The sequence below is a fragment of the Nocardia asteroides genome (assembly GCF_900637185.1).
In the GTDB taxonomy this organism is placed as follows: domain Bacteria; phylum Actinomycetota; class Actinomycetes; order Mycobacteriales; family Mycobacteriaceae; genus Nocardia; species Nocardia asteroides.
This window is the reverse complement of record NZ_LR134352.1, coordinates 821,240-835,088: the sequence shown is the minus strand read 5'-3', so window position 1 is coordinate 835,088 and position 13,849 is coordinate 821,240. Positions and strand designations below refer to the sequence as shown.

Below are 13,849 nucleotides of genomic sequence, written 5' to 3'. Positions count from 1 at the left end.
CGCTCTCGCGAGGCTTTCTTCCCGAAAGTCACACCGGCACCGCTAGTCTCGAAGGTTCCGGCACCGGGAGGATGCCGGACCATACAACACACGGGATGGGATTACATGTATCTGGACCTGCTGACCACAGCCGCACTGGTCGACCCGCACATGCTGTCGAGCAGCTTCGACACCCTGGCAAGTTCGGACACGGTGAACACCGCGATGGAACTCGCGGCGAAGAAGAAAAAGAAGGGCGGCTCCGGCTTCCTGATCATCGGCGGCATCTGCTGCCTGGTGGTGGTCGTCCTCATCGTCGGCGGCATCCTGCTGATGAAGAAAAAGAAGAACGACGGCGGCGGCCAGCCCCCGGCCCAGCCGCCCTACGGCGGCCCGCAGGGTGGTCAGCCGCCTTACGGTCAGCAGCCGCCCTACGGCCAGCAGCCGCCGTACGGCCAGCCCTGACCTGATCGAGGGACTCGCGGCGATATCCTCGCGCGATGACGAGGCACCCCCGCGAGTCCTCGAACGACCACCTGGTCGCCAAGGGCCTGTCCGCGACCGGCCTGGCCGCGCTGTTCCTGCTCCTGCGGCTGTTCGCGATCACCGACTACGACTGGAACGCCGCGTTCTCCGTGGTCGGCACGATCGGCATCGACGACGTGGCGGCGATGGTCATCGGCACACTGATGGCCGCGCCGGACGTCGGCGGATTCGCCCTGGCCGTCCTGCTGCCGACCGCCCTGGTCCATCAGATCCGGCTGGGCAGGCCCAGCTGGGACAACGCGGGCAATCTGGCCTGGCTGATCACCCTCACCCTGTTCACCGCGGCCCTGCTGTGGACCTACCGGATGTGGTGGGTACCGGTGGTGGCCGGCGTGCTCGCCCTGGTCCTGGTGCTGCTCTACCGCAAAGGCCGGAAGGGTCGGGAAGGCTACCGGGTGGTGCACTGGGTGCTGCGCAGTTCCGTGCTGATCGTGACGCTGGCGGCCTTGATCCTGGCCGCCGTGGTGCAGAACCCGTGGGTCTCGCTCGAACGGATCACCACCAGGGACGGGGTGATCGAGGGCTATGTGATGGAGAATCCGCCCGGTTTCCTGAAGGTCCTGCTGGACGAGGGCCGCGAGATGATCATCGTCGACACCGCCGACGTCACCCATCGGGAGGAGATCGACCCGGCGCCGTGAGGTGCCCGGGCGGCACATACGGCAGAGTGGGCGGCGTGCAGTTGATTCTCGTGCGTCACGCCCAGCCCGAACGCGTCGTCGGGGACACCACCGCCGCCGACCCCGGTCTCACCGGGATCGGCGGGCAGCAGGCCGAGCGGGTACCCGCCGCCCTGGCCGCCCACGACATCGCCCGCATCGTCAGCAGCCCGCAGCGGCGGGCCAGGGAAACCGCCGCCCCCACCGCCGCCGCGCGGGGCCTGCCGGTCGAGGTGTTCGACGATCTCGCCGAATACGACCGCGACCTGCCCGCCTACATCCCCATCGAAGACGCCAAGACCGACTTCGCCGAGGCCTACGCCCGGATCAAGGCCGGTTTCCTGCCCGAGCAGATCGACGGCGCCGCCTTCACCGCGCGCGTGCTCACCGCGATCGACGGCCTGGTCGCCGCGGCCGCCCCGACCGACACGGTGGTGGCCTTCGCGCACGGCGGCGTCGTCAACGTGCTGCTGGCCGACATCCTCGGCCTGACCCGCCCGCTGACCTTCCCGATCGACTACTGCTCGGTGACCCGGATCCTGTACTCACGCACCGGCTCCCGCACGGCCGCCACCATCAACGAGAACGGCCACGTGTGGGACCTGCTGCCGCGCAACATGTCCCGCGCCACCCCGTGACGCGGCAGGGCCCGGTGCCGATCGACGACACCGGGCCCTGACCGAGGGGAACTCAGGCCTGCTGGGCGATCCAGTTGTGCATCCAGCTGATGGCGGTCTGGCCGCCGCCCACCGGGTAGCTGCCGTACAGCGTGTGCGCCTGCGAGCGGTAGAAGCGCTCCAGGTCCTTGGCGCGCTGCTGGTTGGCCGCCTCCGAGAGCTGGGCCTGCAGCGTGGGGACACCGCCGTGGGCCATCAGGTCGTTGACGATGGCGCCTGCCTCGATCTGGTAGCGCCACATGTTGGCCGGGTTGGCGTCCGAGCTCTGCGCCAGGAAGCCGGCGAAGCGGGTGACGAAGTCGTCGGTGGCCGTCGCGCAGTACAGGTCGTCGACCGCGCAGATGGTGCGCACCCGGTCGCTGATCCAGCCGAAGCCGCCGGGACGGGCACCGCCGGCGCCCGCGCCGGCGGCGATCGGGCCGACCTGAATGTCGGTGGGCGAGCGGCGCGGATCGGAGATGAGGCCGACGGCCTTGACCTTGGTGGGCGAGATCGGGCTCACGGCGGTGCCGATCTCGGCGGCGAGATCGCCCGCCGCGTCGGCACCCTGGCTGTAGCCGACCAGCGCGATGTCGGTGTCGCCGCAGGCGGCGAGCTTGGCGGTGATCAGTCCGCGCGCGGTGTCGACCGCCTGCTTCTTGGACTGGCCGTACACGTCGCCTTCCCACGGGAACGCGGTGGCGGCGTAGGTGACGTAGTCGACCTCGGTGTTGCGGGGTAGGCCGTTGGTGACCCCGGCCAGCATGCCGGGTCCAGGTGCCTTGTCGTGGCCGGTCTCCCAGGTGCCGGGGATCGCCACCACGTACAGACTCGGGCAGCCGGGCGCCGCGGTGGCGCTCGTGCTGCCGATCATGATTCCGGTAGTCATCGCCGCGGCAGCACCCAGCGCCGCGACAGCTTTCCTCAACTGCATGCCGCTCCAGTCCAACCTTGCTCGTGATCGCAGAGCAAACCCCGATAAGCCCGACGTGACCTGCAGCTCCGCCGCCAGACCTCGCCGCGAATCACAATAGAGGTACGAGCGTCGCACCGCCACATGACCACTCGTCCATGTCCGATTTCCGACAGTCGCGTGACGGTGGGATGTCGGCGGCCACGCGGAGTCGCCGACATTCTCATCCGAGGTGCCGTGCGGCGCTCACACCTCCAGGTCTTCCTCGATGCCCTTGAGGCGATGCCGGGCCAGTGCCAGGTTGGAGCGGCCACGATCGAGCGCGAGGTAGAGGAACAGGCCCTTGGACTTGCGGCCGGTCATCGGGCGGATCACGTGGTACTGCGTGCCGAGGGTGATGAGGATGTCCTCGATCTCCTCGTTGAGGCCCAGCTGCTCCATGGTGCGCAGCTTGGACCGCACCACCTCGGTGTTGCCCGCCGCGGCGACCTGCAGATCCAGGGCCTTGCTGCTGCTGAGCATGCCCAGCGCCATTCCGCTGCTGTAGTCGACGACCGCGGCGCCTATCGCACCGTCGATCACCATCATGTCCTTCAGTGCCAGATCCATGTTCGACATGTATTGCCTTTCAATCGGTTTCTTCCTTCGGGAGCGCCGCCGCGAGATGTTCGGCGATGGCGCGCGCCACCGGTCGCGACTCCAGATGGAGCCGGCCGACGTTCACTTCCGGGCCCGCGAGCACCGTGAGCGAGGTGTAGCCCGCGGCGTAGATCACCACCTGCCCCTCGGTCCCGAGCACGACGACCTCGTTGAACCCGCCGCCGTGCGCGGTGGTCGCCAGCCGGTACGACAGCGACAGCTGCGCGGCCGCCATCGCGGCCATGCCCGCGGGTTCGATGTGCGGGGGTAGGTCGTGTTCGATGAGCAGTCCGTCGCTGGAGGCCACCACCGAACCGGTGAGGCGGGGGACGCGCTCCCGCAACGACTTCAGTTCGGCCAGCACGGCCGTGTTCCGTTCGGGCACAGGCATCGCCACCTTCGTCAACCTTCCCCTCCAATCACCGAGCAGTTTCTTCCGCACGGTCACGCAAGCTCCTCCAACGCCGCCCTGAGCCGGATGAGTACTTCACGGTCGACCTGTCGCCAGCGCTCCGGTTCGTACGGTGCGGCGCCGGGCTGGTTGCCGCGTCGCCGGGCGGGTGCGGTCGCTTCCTCGTCGACCGCGTGCCGCCCGGCTCGCTCGCCCGTCCCCGACTGCGACGGACGAGCCGTCGTCGCGCCGCCGAGCGCGGACGGAATCCGCCTCGGTAACGCGGGCACGCCGGTGGCAGGCGCGATCGGCTGCCGGTGGCGACCGGTGTCCTCGGCCGGTGCCGGTGCGAGCGAGAGGTGGCGGCCGGGCGGGCGCACGTCGTCGGGGGCGGGTTGCGCTGCCGCCCGGTCGGGTTCGGTGATCAGGCCCGCGCTGGTGAGTTCGCGCACCGCGACCAGGCAGCCGTAGGTGGTGCGGCCCAGGTCGCGGGCGATGTCGGCGACGCTGCGGCGTTCGTCGGCGGCGGCGAGCACCTCGGCCTGTCCGCCGGTGAGCACCACGCGATTACGGCGCACCCGGCGGGCCGGGACCACCGGCACCGCCGCGACGAGGTCGGCGGGCCACGGCCCCCACTCCGGGTCGCCGCGCCGGGCGCATTCCTGGAGCAGCGTGTGCGGCGCCACCCGGCAGACCGGGGCGAGCCAATGTTCGGGCGCGGGCCGGAATTCGGTTTCCCCCGGCGAGGCCAGCAGGAAGTAGGCGGCGTCGAAGACCGACAGCAGCGCGAAGCTCTCCAGGCGCGGACGGTCGAGCAACGGGCCGGGATCGCCCGCGCCCGCGCGCCGCCAGTCCTCGGCGGTCGCGACACCGGCCTCGACGACGAGCCGGTCGAGCCCGATCGTGCGCCGGCAGCCCGCCGAGGCGATCGCGCCGCGCGCCAGATGGAATTCCCCGTCGCCGGCCCGCAGGATGCCGGTCGAGCCCTCTTCCTCGAGCCGGTGCAGTTCCTCGGCCAGCGCCAGGCTCATCGACCGCCGCCCGTCAGTTCGTCGAGGGCGCCGCGCAGCTGGTAGCGGGCCATGCCGAGATTGGCGGTGTCGCCGTCGAAGACGACGTGCACGAACAGCCTGCCGTCGAAATCACCGTCGACCAGGTGCAACAGGTGGAATCCCCCGGTCCGGCAGACGACCATCTCGGTGATGTCGTCGCCGTCGCGGCCGTTCGCCAGCGCCGAACAGCCGAGCACCGCGCGCACCACGTCGGTGGTCCCCGCCGCGTCCTCGTGTTCGTCGACGATCTCGTGCACCCCCGCGGCGGCGATCGCCAACCCACTGGCCCCGTCCACCAGTGTCACGCTGCACGCACCCGGGATATCCATGATCCGCTTGAGGCAACCGTCGAGAGAATTCACACGCCCCGGCCTGTCGTCGAGAGGTTTATCGAACCGAGACGTTATACCGCCCCGCAAATTCCCGCACCTCGAACGCCGGAAAATTGCTGCGCCCCAAAATATTTGCTGAGGTTTGCTGGAAAACCGCTCGGTATCAATACTTTTGAGTAACCAGAACCCGATTCGCTACAAGACGGCATAATCCGTGCTCAGCAACCATTTTCATGATCGGCGACCATCTCGCGAACATTACGAACCGGCAACCCGTCTTCGCGCCGCCGCCAGACCCATGGCATCGACCCCACCAACCCCTCTAGACTAATAGTATCGTCGGCGATACTATTGACCGATGGGGAAGGCCGAGAAGATTCTCGCCAAGATGCGCGAGGCACCAACCAACGTGCGGTACGCCGATCTCGAGTTGGTGTGCCGCGAGCACTTCGGCCGACCCCGGCGGCACGGGACAAGTCATGCGGTGTTCAAGACACCGTGGCCCGGCGATCCCCGTGTCAATATTCAGGAAGGCAGCAACGGAGCTGCCAAGATCTACCAGGTGAGACAAGTGCTCGATGCGATCGACAGACTGGTCGAGTGGCAAGGAAGGGAGGAGGACGTCTCGTGACCGAGCGCTACGATCCGCGGCACTACGCCTACCGCGTCCTCTGGTCGCCGGAAGACGACGAATTCGTTGGCCTGTGTGCGGAGTTTCCGTCCCTCTCGTGGCTCGCGACCGATCAGACGGAGGCCTTGGTCGGCATCCGGGCGCTGGTCACCGACACGATCGACGACCTGGCAGCCAACGAGGAACCGGTACCGCCACCGTTGGCGGAACGCAGCTACAGCGGTAAGTTCCTCGTCCGCACCTCGGCTGAACTGCACGCCAGGCTTGTTCGCGAGGCAGCAGAGATGAACGTCTCGCTCAATCAGCTCGCCAACCAGCGCCTGGCGGCGAGCTGACGTCACCGGTCAGCCGGCGGCGCGGCGGTACCAGGATTCGGCTTCGCGGTGGGCGCCCTGGGAGTCGAGGAGGGCGGCGAGGTTGGCCATGGCTCGGGGGTGGCCGTGGTCGGCGGCGCGGCGGAAGCAGCGGCGGGCCTCGGTGAGGGCGCCGCGGCGGCGCAGCAGCATGCCGAGGTTGTTGATGGCGTCGATGTCGCCGTTGTCGGCGGCGTCGCGGTACCAGGACTCGGCCTCGTCGAGCTGGTCGTGATCCTCGTAGAGGCGGGCCAGGTTGTACATCGCGTCGACATTGCCCGCGAAAGCGGCGTGGTGGTACCAGGTTTCGGCGTCGCGCCGGTCACCGCACTGGTAGAGCAGGGTGGCCAGGTTGTACATGGCGTTGGCGTTGCCCGCCGCGGCGGCGCGCCGGTACCAGGACTCGGCCTCGTCGAACTCACCAAGCTTGTCCAGCAGCACCGCGAGATTGTTCATCGCCCTGGTGTGACCCGCGGCGGCCGCCCGGCGGAACCAGTGCTCGGCGGCGTCGAAATCGCTGTGATCGAAGTAGATGTTGGCGAGGTTGTGCATGGCGGTGCCATCTCCGCGCTCGGCGGCGCGATGCAGACTCGCCATCGTTCCCGGCGGTAACGGCACTTCTCCCCCTCGGGTCATCACCGGTTACACATCGATAACGGAAAGTCTATGTGCTGCACCGGAGATCAGCCACGTCGTTTGCTTCGGCACCGAAAACACTGTGCGCGTGCCGTGTTCAGACCCCTACGCACGCCTCTCGACGGCCCCGCCCCGGGCCGGTGCAGAACCGGAAGACGCTACCAGAGCCACCTCGAAACCGAAACAGACTGTGACGCAACGACAAAGCGCCCGTGGACCGGTGAGTCCACGGGCGCTTCGAAGAGCGGATCAGCGCTGGGCGACAGCCGTCGGCGGGATCGGCGCGGGCAGCGCGGTCTCGCCTTCCAGGAACTTGTCGACCGAGGCGGCCGCGGCGCGGCCCTCGGCGATGGCCCACACGATCAGCGACTGACCACGGCCCATGTCGCCGGCGACGAAGACGCCGGGGATGTTGGTGGCCCAGTTCTTGTCGCGCTGCACGTTGCCGCGTCCGTCGTAACCGACACCCAGGTCGGTCAGCAGGCCGGGCTTCTGCGGGCCGACGAAGCCCATGGCCAGCAGCACCAGGTCGGCCTCGAGGGTGAAGTCGGTGCCTTCGACCTTCTCGAACCGGCCGTTGGCCATCTTGACCTCGTGCGCCTCGAGCCCGGTGACCTTGCCGTCCTTGCCGACGAAACGCTCGGTGTTCACGGAGAACACCCGCTCGCCACCCTCCTCGTGCGCCGAGGACACCCGGTACATCAGCGGGTAGGTCGGCCACGGGGTGGAACCGGCGCGCTCCTCCGGCGGACGCGGCATGATCTCGAACTGGTGGACGCTCTCGGCACCGTGGCGGTGCGAGGTGCCCAGGCAGTCGGCGCCGGTGTCGCCACCACCGATGATGACGACCTTCTTGCCCTTCGCGTGGATGGGCGGCAGGCCGTTCTCGTCGGTGATGTCGTCGCCGAGCTGCACGCGGTTGGCCAGCGGCAGGAACTCCATCGCCTGGTGGATGCCGTCGAGCTCGCGGCCCGGGATCGGCAGGTCACGGGCGATGGTGGCGCCACCGGCCAGCACGACCGCGTCGAAACGCTCGCGCAGTTGCTCGGCGGTGATGTCGACACCCACGTTGACGCCCGTCTTGAAGATGGTGCCCTCGGCCTCCATCTGCGCGAGGCGACGGTCGATGACCGACTTCTCCATCTTGAATTCCGGGATGCCGTAGCGCATCAGGCCGCCGATGCGGTCGTCGCGCTCGAACACGGTCACGGTGTGACCGGCCCGGGTCAGCTGCTGGGCGGCGGCCAGACCGGCCGGGCCGGAGCCCACGACGGCGACCTTCTTGCCGGTGAGGCGGGTCGGGTACACCGGGGTGACCCAGCCCTCGTCGAAGGCGTTCTCGATGAGCTCGACCTCGACCTGCTTGATGGTGACCGGCTGCTGGTTGATGCCGAGCACGCAGGACGCCTCACACGGAGCCGGGCACAGGCGGCCGGTGAACTCCGGGAAGTTGTTGGTGGCGTGCAGGCGGTCGATGCCCTCGCGCCAGGCACCCTTGTACACCAGGTCGTTCCACTCGGGGATCAGGTTCCCCAGCGGACAGCCGTTGTGACAGAAGGGGATACCGCAGTCCATGCAGCGGCTGGCCTGCTTCTGCAGGGTGTCGTGCGAGAACTTGTCCTCGTAGACCTCTTTCCAGTCGAGCAGTCGCAGCTCGACCGGTCGGCGGGTCGGGAGTTCCCGAGAGGTGTGCTTCAAAAATCCCTGAGGATCAGCCACGAGCGGCCTCCATGATCGCTTCGTCCACGTCCTTGCCGCTCTTCTCAGCTTCGGAGATGGCGAGCAAAACCTTCTTGTATTCGCGGGGCATGACCTTCACGAAGTGGTTCACCTGCTGGGACCAGTCGCTCAGGATGCGTTCGGCCACAGCCGAACCCGTTTCGTCGCGGTGGGTGGTGATGATGTCGCGCAGCCAGGTGAAGTCGTCACCCGAGAGCTGCTCGATCGCCTCCGCCTGATCCGGGCTCACGCGCGCGGGCAGCGTGCCCTCCGGGTCGTAGACGAACGCGACACCACCGGACATACCGGCGCCGAGGTTGCGGCCGGTGCCACCGAGGATGACCACGCGGCCACCGGTCATGTACTCGAGCGCGTGGTCGCCCACGCCCTCGACGACCGCGGTCGCACCGGAGTTACGGACGGCGAACCGCTCACCGGCGACACCGTTGATCAGGATCCGGCCGCTGGTGGCGCCGAACATGATCACGTTGCCCGCGATGATGTTGTCCTCGGCGACGAAGCCCTCCGGCGCGGTGAGCGACGGGCGGACCACGATGTGGCCACCGGACAGGCCCTTGCCGACGTAGTCGTTGGCGTCACCCTGCACGCGCAGCGTGATGCCAGCCGGGACGAACGCGCCGAAGCTGTTGCCTGCCGAACCGTTGAAGGTGATGTCGATGGTGTTGTCGGGCAGGCCCGCGCCACCGTAGAGCTTGGTCACCTCGTGGCCGAGCATGGTGCCGACCGTGCGGTTCACGTTGGTGATCTTGGTTTCGATCTTGACCGCCTGGCCCCGCTCGAGCGCGTCGGCGCTCTGCGCGATCAGCTCGTTGTCCAGCGCCTTGTCCAGACCGTGGTCCTGGGTGCCGGTGCAGCGGGTGTCCTGGTTCATGAACGCCGTCTCCGGCATGTCCAGGATCGGCGACAGGTCCAGCTTGGCGGCCTTGAAGTGCTGCTTGGCCTTGCTGGTGTCGAGCAGGTCGACCCGGCCGATGGCCTCGTCGAGCGTGCGGAAGCCCAGCTCGGCGAGCAGCTCACGCACCTCCTCGGCGATGAACAGCATGAAGTTCTCGACGAACTCCGGCTTGCCGGAGAAACGCTCGCGCAGCACCGGGTTCTGGGTGGCGATACCCACCGGGCAGGTGTCGAGGTGGCACACGCGCATCATGATGCAGCCCGAGACGACCAGCGGAGCGGTCGCGAAACCGAACTCCTCGGCGCCGAGCAGGGCGGCGATCATCACGTCGCGGCCGGTCTTCATCTGACCGTCGACCTGGACCACGATGCGGTCGCGCAGGCCGTTGAGCAGCAGGGTCTGCTGGGTCTCGGCCAGGCCGAGCTCCCAGGGGCCGCCCGCGTGCTTGAGCGAGGTCAGCGGCGAGGCGCCGGTGCCGCCGTCGTGGCCCGAGATGAGCACGACGTCGGCGTGCGCCTTGGACACACCGGTGGCGACGGTGCCGACACCCGGCTCCGCGACCAGTTTCACGTGAATCCGCGCCTGCGGGTTCGCGTTCTTGAGGTCGTGGATCAGCTGCGCCAGGTCCTCGATCGAGTAGATGTCGTGGTGCGGCGGCGGGGAGATCAGGCCGACGCCCGGCGTGGAGTGCCGCACCTCGGCGACCCACGGGTACACCTTGTGCGCGGGCAGCTGGCCGCCCTCGCCCGGCTTGGCGCCCTGGGCCATCTTGATCTGGATGTCGGTGGCGTTGGTCAGGTAGTGCGCGGTGACGCCGAAGCGACCCGACGCGACCTGCTTGATCGCCGAACGACGCCAGTCGCCGTTCTCCTCGACCTCGAAGCGGGCCGGGCTCTCGCCGCCCTCGCCGGAGTTCGAGCGCGCGCCCAGACGGTTCATCGCGATCGCCAGGGTCTCGTGCGACTCGGCCGAGATGGAGCCGTAGCTCATCGCGCCGGTCGAGAACCGCTTGACGATCTCGGCGGCCGACTCGACCTCGTCGATCGAGATGGACTCGCGCTGACCGGTCTTGAACTTGAACAGGCCACGCAGGGCGGCCAGCCGCTCGGACTGGTCGTCGACGGCCTTGGTGTACTCCTTGAAGATCGAGTACTGGCCGGTGCGGGTGGCGTGCTGGAGCTTGAACACCGTGTCCGGGTTGAACAGGTGGTACTCGCCCTCACGACGCCACTGGTACTCGCCGCCGACCTCGAGCTCGCGGTGCGCGCGCTCGTTGCGGTTCTCCAGGAACGCGGTGCGGTGGCGGATGGCCACCTCTTCGGCGATCTCGTCGAGGCCGATGCCGCCCAGCGGCGAGCGCAGGCCGGTGAAGTACTCGTCGACCAGGTCCTGCGCCAGGCCGATGACCTGGTACAGCTGGGCGCCGTTGTAGGAGGCGAGGGTGGAGATGCCCATCTTGGACATCACCTTGAGCACGCCGTTGCTGGCCGCGGTGCAGTAGTTCGCGACGGCCTTGCGGTAGTCGGCGGCCAGGTCACCGGTCGAGCCGGGGATCGCCAGCGAGCCGCGCTCGAGCATGTCCTCGATGGTCTCGAAGGCCATGTACGGGTTGATCGCGGCCGCGCCGAAGCCGACCAGCATCGCCATGTGGTGCACCTCGCGGGCGTCACCGGCCTCGACGACCAGGCCGACCATGGTGCGGGTGCGCTCGCGCACCAGGTGGTGGTGCACCGAGGAGGTGAGCAGCAGCGACGGGATCGGCGCCAGCTTCTCGTTGGACTCGCGGTCGGACAGCACGATGATCCGCGCGCCACCGTCGATGGCCGCCGACACCTGGGTGTTGATCGCGACCAGCGCCTTGCGCAGGCCTTCGCCGCCCTCGGCGACCGGGTACAGACCGCGCACGACCACCGAGCGCAGGCCGGGGTGGCTGCCGTCGTCGTTGATGTGGACGAGCTTGGACAGCTCGTCGTTGTCCAGGATCGGCTGCTCCAGCGCGATCTGCTTGCACGACTCCGGACCGGGGTGCAGCAGGTCGGCCTCGGGGCCGATGTTGCGCTTGAGGCTGGTGACGACCTTCTCCCGGATGGCGTCCAGCGGCGGGTTGGTGACCTGCGCGAACAGCTGGGAGAAGTAGTCGAACAGCAGGCGCGACCGGTTCGACAGCACCGCGATCGGGGTGTCGGTGCCCATCGAGCCCAGCGCCTCGCCGCCGGTCTTGGCCATCGGCGTGATCAGCAGGTTCAGGTCCTCGGTGGTGTATCCGAAGATCTGCTGACGGATCAGCACGCGGTCGTGCGACATGTGCACGTGCGGGCGGTCGGGCAGGTCGGCCAGGCGGCTCACGCCGGCGTCCAGCCACTCCTGGTACGGCTGCGCCGCGGCCAGTTCGCCCTTGATCTCGGCGTCGGTGAGGATGCGGCCCTGCTCGGTGTCGACCAGGAACATCTTGCCCGGCTGCAGGCGGATCTTCTGGATCACCGTCGACGGGTCGATGTCGAGCACGCCGACCTCGGAGGCGAGCACGACCAGGCCGTCCTCGGTCACCCAGATGCGACCGGGGCGCAGGCCGTTGCGGTCGAGCACGGCGCCGATCTTCTTGCCGTCGGAGAAGCAGACGGCGGCGGGGCCGTCCCACGGCTCCATCAGCATCGAGTGGTACTCGTAGAACGCCCGCAGCTGCGGGTCCATGTTCTCGTTGCGTTCCCAGGCCTCGGGAATCATCATCATCACGGCGTGGTGCAAGTCGCGGCCGCCGAGGTGCAGCAGTTCCAGCACCTCGTCGAAGCGCGCGGTGTCACTCGCACCCGGCGTACAGACGGGGAAGATCTTCTGTAGTCGGTTCTTGCCGGCCTCGTCCTTGCCGAACACGTCCGAACGCAGCAGCGCCTCACGCGCGCGCATCCAGTTCTCGTTACCGGTGACGGTGTTGATCTCACCGTTGTGGGCGACCCGGCGGAACGGGTGCGCCAGCGGCCACGAGGGGAAGGTGTTGGTGGAGAAGCGCGAGTGCACGATGCCGATGGCCGACTCGACACGCTCGTCCTGCAGGTCCAGGTAGAACGCGCGCAGTTGCGGCGTGGTGAACATGCCCTTGTAGATGAAGGTCTCGCCGGACAGGCTCGGGAAGTACACCGACTCCTTGCCGACCGAGCCCTCGCCCGAGCCGGACTTGCCCAGCTCGTGCTCGATCCGCTTGCGGATCACGTAGGCACGACGCTCCAGGTCCAGGCCGGAGAGCTGCTCGGCGGAGTTCTTGGGCGAGCCGATGAACAGCTGCCGGAAGGTGGGCATCGCGTCGCGGGCCAGCGCGCCCAGCGAGGACTCCTCGATCGGCACCTCACGCCAGCCGAGCACGGCCAGGCCCTCTTCGACGACGATCTTCTCGACACCGTAGGCGGCCCGCGAGGCCTCGCGGCGGGACTGCGGCAGGAAGGCGATACCGGAGGCGTAGGAGCCGACCGGGGGCAGCTCGAAGTCGACCACAGCGCGGAAGAACTTGTCCGGAAGCTGGATCAGGATGCCCGCGCCGTCGCCGGAGTTCGGCTCGGCACCCGCGGCACCACGGTGCTCCAGGTTCAGAAGGGCGGTGATGGCCTTGTCGACGATGTCTCGACTGCGTCGTCCGTGCATGTCTGCGACGAACGCGACGCCGCAGGCGTCGTGCTCGAATGCCGGATCGTAGAGCCCGGTGGCACCGGGTGACCTGTGGCCAGGAAGTTGCGTCATGCCTCTGCCTTCAAGAAAGTCGGCTGTCGATGAGATCGGCCGCCCAGCTAGCTGAGCGTGTGGCCCTTCGTCGTTTCGCCTCCGTCAAGACTGCGTCCGTACGATCCGAAACCAGCGGCGGTGATGGTTTGCGGCGTGCAGTCACGTCTCCAGTTGTCCACCCGCTTCGTTGACGTAGTGGGTGCTCAGAGGTAACGGAACGCTTACACATCCCTTACCTCCGCGCGGGGTTTCACCCGCTGGTCTTGGTCCGGTTTCACGGACCCCGAAACAGGTGGTTGTGCCGAACATGGGTGCGTTCGGCGTAAGAGCAAACGATAAGTCAGACCGCAGACCCAACCAACTAAGGTCGTGCTAAGAAACCTGTCTAGCTGGGGTTTGTAACGGCGGCATGCTTCGTCGCGCGCGTCGTCCAGTGTAAAGCAGACCGGGCACGGGATCGATCCCGGACAACCCGCGCCGACCTGCGGGAACACTGCTGTGCGGCAGGCCGGGAACAGCCGCCGGGACGGGCCCGAAAGCTGAACTCACCTGCACCGCAGCAGAATTCCCAGACAATGCGCAGGTCAAACCTGTGTGCTCCGCTAACCGGGACGGAACCGGTGAGATATTTCCGACAGCGGCTCCGACGTGGCCTCGCAGTGATCCGACCGTACGGTCTGTATCAACTTCCTGTGGCGCAGCACACTGCTGGCTAA

At 67.9% G+C, this 13,849-nt stretch carries 13 protein-coding genes; 5 read left to right on the top strand and 8 right to left on the bottom strand.

Features of this window, described 5'->3' with window-relative positions; translation table 11 throughout:
* Positions 1–105 precede the first annotated feature (105 nt).
* From EL493_RS04035 to EL493_RS04025, 3 genes are read left to right on the top strand one after another with little or no spacing between them, the layout of a single operon-like run.
* A complete protein-coding gene (locus EL493_RS04035) occupies positions 106–444 on the top strand; it encodes a hypothetical protein (RefSeq protein WP_022566562.1) in 339 nt (112 codons plus the stop codon).
* Positions 445–479: 35 nt separating this feature from the next.
* Positions 480–1,166 (top strand): hypothetical protein, encoded by a 687-nt coding sequence (locus tag EL493_RS04030; RefSeq protein ID WP_019044312.1) that lies wholly within the window; start codon positions 480–482, stop codon positions 1,164–1,166.
* A 35-nt stretch (positions 1,167–1,201) separates the two neighbouring features.
* Entirely contained in the window at positions 1,202–1,822 is a 621-nt protein-coding gene (locus EL493_RS04025; RefSeq protein ID WP_030201690.1) for a histidine phosphatase family protein, read from the top strand.
* Positions 1,823–1,874: 52 nt separating this feature from the next.
* Here the strand turns inward: EL493_RS04025 and EL493_RS04020 are convergent, their stop codons facing one another.
* The 5 genes from EL493_RS04020 to EL493_RS04000 all read right to left on the bottom strand — a co-directional run bounded on the left by EL493_RS04020 (position 1,875) and on the right by EL493_RS04000 (position 5,131).
* Positions 1,875–2,729, bottom strand: a complete 855-nt coding sequence (locus tag EL493_RS04020) for a cutinase family protein (protein ID WP_378768589.1) — start codon at positions 2,727–2,729, stop codon at positions 1,875–1,877.
* 270 nt (positions 2,730–2,999) lie between these two features.
* Positions 3,000–3,371: a hypothetical protein gene (locus EL493_RS04015; protein ID WP_019044309.1), complete on the bottom strand. Its 372-nt coding sequence runs from the start codon at positions 3,369–3,371 to the stop codon at positions 3,000–3,002.
* Positions 3,372–3,381: 10 nt separating this feature from the next.
* Positions 3,382–3,783, bottom strand: a complete 402-nt coding sequence (locus EL493_RS04010; protein WP_030201689.1) for a roadblock/LC7 domain-containing protein — start codon at positions 3,781–3,783, stop codon at positions 3,382–3,384.
* 53 nt (positions 3,784–3,836) lie between these two features.
* Complete coding sequence (locus EL493_RS04005) at positions 3,837–4,814, bottom strand: hypothetical protein (protein WP_019044307.1); 978 nt, start codon at positions 4,812–4,814, stop codon at positions 3,837–3,839.
* The gene (locus EL493_RS04000) at positions 4,811–5,131 is read right to left on the bottom strand and encodes a hypothetical protein (RefSeq protein ID WP_197724364.1); all 321 of its coding nucleotides are present in this window, start codon (positions 5,129–5,131) and stop codon (positions 4,811–4,813) included. Before EL493_RS04000 ends, EL493_RS04005 begins: the two co-directional genes overlap by 4 nt.
* 394 nt (positions 5,132–5,525) lie before the next feature.
* Here EL493_RS04000 and EL493_RS03995 point away from each other — a divergent pair, with 394 nt between their 5' ends.
* Together EL493_RS03995 and EL493_RS03990 are read left to right on the top strand one after the other, a co-directional pair.
* A complete protein-coding gene (locus EL493_RS03995; protein WP_019044305.1) occupies positions 5,526–5,798 on the top strand; it encodes a hypothetical protein in 273 nt (90 codons plus the stop codon).
* A complete protein-coding gene (locus tag EL493_RS03990; RefSeq protein ID WP_019044304.1) occupies positions 5,795–6,133 on the top strand; it encodes a type II toxin-antitoxin system HicB family antitoxin in 339 nt (112 codons plus the stop codon). The genes EL493_RS03995 and EL493_RS03990 overlap by 4 nt, the downstream gene beginning before the upstream one ends.
* 9 nt (positions 6,134–6,142) lie before the next feature.
* Here the strand turns inward: EL493_RS03990 and EL493_RS03985 are convergent, their stop codons facing one another.
* From EL493_RS03985 to gltB, 3 genes are all read right to left on the bottom strand, one after another.
* Positions 6,143–6,748 (bottom strand): tetratricopeptide repeat protein, encoded by a 606-nt coding sequence (locus EL493_RS03985; RefSeq protein WP_019044303.1) that lies wholly within the window; start codon positions 6,746–6,748, stop codon positions 6,143–6,145.
* 288 nt (positions 6,749–7,036) lie between these two features.
* Positions 7,037–8,506 carry a glutamate synthase subunit beta gene (locus tag EL493_RS03980; protein ID WP_022566565.1) on the bottom strand — a complete coding sequence of 490 codons (1,470 nt, stop codon included), beginning with the start codon at positions 8,504–8,506 and terminating at the stop codon, positions 7,037–7,039.
* Positions 8,499–13,151: a glutamate synthase large subunit gene (gene gltB, locus EL493_RS03975; RefSeq protein ID WP_019044301.1), complete on the bottom strand. Its 4,653-nt coding sequence runs from the start codon at positions 13,149–13,151 to the stop codon at positions 8,499–8,501. Before gltB ends, EL493_RS03980 begins: the two co-directional genes overlap by 8 nt.
* Between the last annotated feature and the right edge of the window lie 698 nt (positions 13,152–13,849).

What these genes read in the sequence shown, in the direction of transcription:
- EL493_RS04035 (WP_022566562.1), top strand. Translation starts at nt 106, where the DNA reads ATGTATCTGGACCTGCTGACCACAGCCGCACTGGTCGACCCGCACATG.
- EL493_RS04030 (WP_019044312.1), top strand. Translation starts at nt 480, where the DNA reads ATGACGAGGCACCCCCGCGAGTCCTCGAACGACCACCTGGTCGCCAAG.
- EL493_RS04020 (WP_378768589.1), bottom strand. Translation starts at nt 2,729, where the DNA reads ATGACTACCGGAATCATGATCGGCAGCACGAGCGCCACCGCGGCGCCC.
- EL493_RS04015 (WP_019044309.1), bottom strand. Translation starts at nt 3,371, where the DNA reads ATGTCGAACATGGATCTGGCACTGAAGGACATGATGGTGATCGACGGT.
- EL493_RS04010 (WP_030201689.1), bottom strand. Translation starts at nt 3,783, where the DNA reads ATGCCTGTGCCCGAACGGAACACGGCCGTGCTGGCCGAACTGAAGTCG.
- EL493_RS04005 (WP_019044307.1), bottom strand. Translation starts at nt 4,814, where the DNA reads ATGAGCCTGGCGCTGGCCGAGGAACTGCACCGGCTCGAGGAAGAGGGC.
- EL493_RS03995 (WP_019044305.1), top strand. Translation starts at nt 5,526, where the DNA reads ATGGGGAAGGCCGAGAAGATTCTCGCCAAGATGCGCGAGGCACCAACC.
- EL493_RS03985 (WP_019044303.1), bottom strand. Translation starts at nt 6,748, where the DNA reads ATGGCGAGTCTGCATCGCGCCGCCGAGCGCGGAGATGGCACCGCCATG.
- gltB (WP_019044301.1), bottom strand. Translation starts at nt 13,151, where the DNA reads ATGACGCAACTTCCTGGCCACAGGTCACCCGGTGCCACCGGGCTCTAC.